Annotated in this window: 1 protein-coding gene; it reads left to right on the plus strand. The window is 46.7% G+C overall.

What is annotated here, in order from left to right; genetic code table 11:
* Nucleotides 1–210: prealbumin-like fold domain-containing protein (locus AOQ32_RS08850; protein ID WP_158531910.1), on the plus strand; the 210-nt coding region annotated here is incomplete at both ends.

Consider the following 210-nt stretch of genomic DNA (forward strand, 5'->3'; position numbering starts at 1 on the left):
ATTACCATTCAAAAAACTGGTGCTGAAACCGGTACAAAGCAGTGGAATGCCAACTACTCATTGGCTGGTAACGTCTTTAAGATTCATAAGGACACCATCAATGGTGAAGTCGTTGACGAAGTGACCACGGATGCCAATGGCTATGCCAAGACCAAGACAGACTTGCCTCTTGGACACTATGTCGTGGAAGAGGTCCAAGCTTCTAAGGGC

The sequence above is a fragment of the Fructobacillus tropaeoli genome (genome assembly GCF_001047135.2).
GTDB lineage: Bacteria > Bacillota > Bacilli > Lactobacillales > Lactobacillaceae > Fructobacillus > Fructobacillus tropaeoli.